Genomic DNA, 2,298 nt, shown 5'->3' with positions numbered 1-2,298 from the left:
GGTCGTCACGACCATTTCTTCGAACTGGGCGGCCATTCCCTGCTGGCCGTCAGCCTGATCGAGCGGATGCGCCAGGCCGGGTTGAGCGCCGATGTGCGCGTGTTGTTCGGCCAGCCCACCCTGGCCGCGCTGGCGGCCGCTGTCGGCAGCGGGAAGGAGATCAGCGTTCCGGCGAACCTGATTGCGCTCGACTGCGAGCGGATCACCCCCGAGCTGCTGCCGCTGGCCAACCTGTCCCAGGCGACCATCGACCGTCTCGTGGCGACAGTGCCGGGCGGTACACACAACGTGCAGGACATCTACCCGTTGGCGCCGCTGCAGGAAGGCATTCTTTACCATCACCTGGCCGCCGAACAAGGCGATCCCTACGTGCTGCAGGCGCAGTTTGCCTTCGACAACCAAGAGCGCCTCGATGGGTTCATCCGGGCGTTGCAGGTCGTTATTGATCGTCATGATATCTTGCGCACCAGTATTGTATGGGAGGGTCTGGACGAGCCCATGCAAGTGGTCCGGCGTGAGGTCAGGCTGCACCTCGAAATGCTCGATTTCGACCCGGCCGCTGGCGATGTCGCTGAGCAACTGCGCCAGCGTTTCGACCCGCGGCATTACCGCCTGGATGTCGCTCAGGCACCGCTGATGCGCTTGGCTTATGGATGGGACGAGGCCAATCAGCGGCTGGTCGCGACACTGTTGTTCCATCACCTCGCCCTGGACCACACGGCGCTGGAGGTGGTGCAACACGAGATGCAAGCGTACCTGCTGGGTGAAGCCGGTCAACTGGCCGAAGCGGTGCCCTATCGCAATTACGTGGCGCAGGCACGATTGGGTGTGGATCGCAAAGAGCATGAGGCGTTTTTCCGTGGCATGCTCGGCGACATCGACGAGCCAACGCTGCCATTCAATTTGCAGGATGTGCAGGCAGGCGGACACGACATCGAAGAGACCAGCCAGGCGGTGGATGGCGCCTTGGACCTGCGTCTGCGGGCCCAGGCGCGTCAACTGGGGGTGAGTGCCGCCAGCCTGGTGCACCTGGCGTGGGCGCAAGTGCTGGCCAAGGTATCCGGCAAACAGGAGGTGGTGTTCGGTACGGTACTGATGGGCCGGATGCAGGGCGGCGAGGGTGCTGACCGTGCATTGGGGATGTTCATCAATACCCTGCCGCTTCGCGTGAGCCTGGGCGAACAAGGCGTCAAGGCTGGCGTCAAGGCTGTCCATGGGCAACTGACTGCCTTGCTGGGGCACGAACATGCCTCGCTGGCGCTGGCCCAACGTTGTAGTGGCGTGGTGGCACCGTTGCCGCTGTTCAGTGCCTTGCTCAACTACCGCCATGCCTCCACGACGGCGTCGAACGAGGTATCGTCGGCCTGGAACGGCATGCAGGCGCTGGGTGGTGAAGAACGGACCAACTATCCGCTGACACTGAACGTCGATGACCTGGGTACCGGTTTCAACCTGACGGTGCTGGTCGCGCAGCAGATTGGCGCCCAACGGATTTGCGCTTATATGCACGGGGCATTGCAAACGCTCGTGCAGGCACTGGAACAGACACCACAGGCGGCGCTGTATCGTCTGTCGATCTTACCCGAAGCGGAACTCGAGCAATTGCTGGTGACGTTCAACGCCACCGAAGCCGACTACCCGCAGCAGCAGACGATCCATGGGTTGTTCGAGGCGCAGGTCCAGCGTACGCCGGATGCCGTGGCGGTGATCCGGGGCGAGCAGCGCCTGAGCTATGGGGAACTGAACGAACGGGCCAACCGTTTGGCCCATTACTTGCGCAAGCAGGGTGTGCAGCCTGATTCGCGGGTGGCGATCTGCGTCGAGCGCGGCATCGACATGGTCGTGGGGCTGCTGGCGATTCTCAAGGCCGGCGGTGGGTATGTGCCGCTGGATCCGGCTTATCCGCTGGACCGGATTGCCTACATGCTNCGCGGCATCGACATGGTCGTGGGGCTGCTGGCGATTCTCAAGGCCGGCGGTGGGTATGTGCCGCTGGATCCGGCTTATCCGCTGGACCGGATTGCCTACATGCTCGAAGACAGCGCACCGGCGGCGGTGTTGGCGCAGACGGCAACCCTTGAGTTGCTGGCTGCAGCGTCAATGCCAGTGATCGATTTGGACAGCGGGTTGTGGCAGGACGAATCCGTCCTTAATCCAGAGATTACCGAGCTGACCTCGTCGTATCTGGCCTACGTGATTTACACCTCGGGTTCGACCGGTCTGCCCAAGGGCGTGATGATCGAACACCGCAACACGGTGAATTTCCTGACTTGGGCGCATCGCTCGTTTGACGCTCAA

At 62.6% G+C, this 2,298-nt stretch carries 1 protein-coding gene and 1 pseudogene; both read left to right on the top strand.

From position 1 onward, the window contains the following. A pseudogene (locus ASC85_RS27305) lies at positions 1-1,928 on the top strand (condensation domain-containing protein); the annotation flags it as partial. A gap of 1 nt (position 1,929) precedes the next feature. Then, positions 1,930-2,298 (top strand): AMP-binding protein (locus ASC85_RS33345; protein WP_236712415.1); only part of this gene is annotated, 369 nt, incomplete at both ends.

The sequence above is a fragment of the Pseudomonas sp. Root401 genome (genome assembly GCF_001425105.1).
Taxonomy (GTDB): domain Bacteria; phylum Pseudomonadota; class Gammaproteobacteria; order Pseudomonadales; family Pseudomonadaceae; genus Aquipseudomonas; species Aquipseudomonas brassicacearum.
This window is presented reverse-complemented; position numbering and strand designations above follow the sequence as displayed.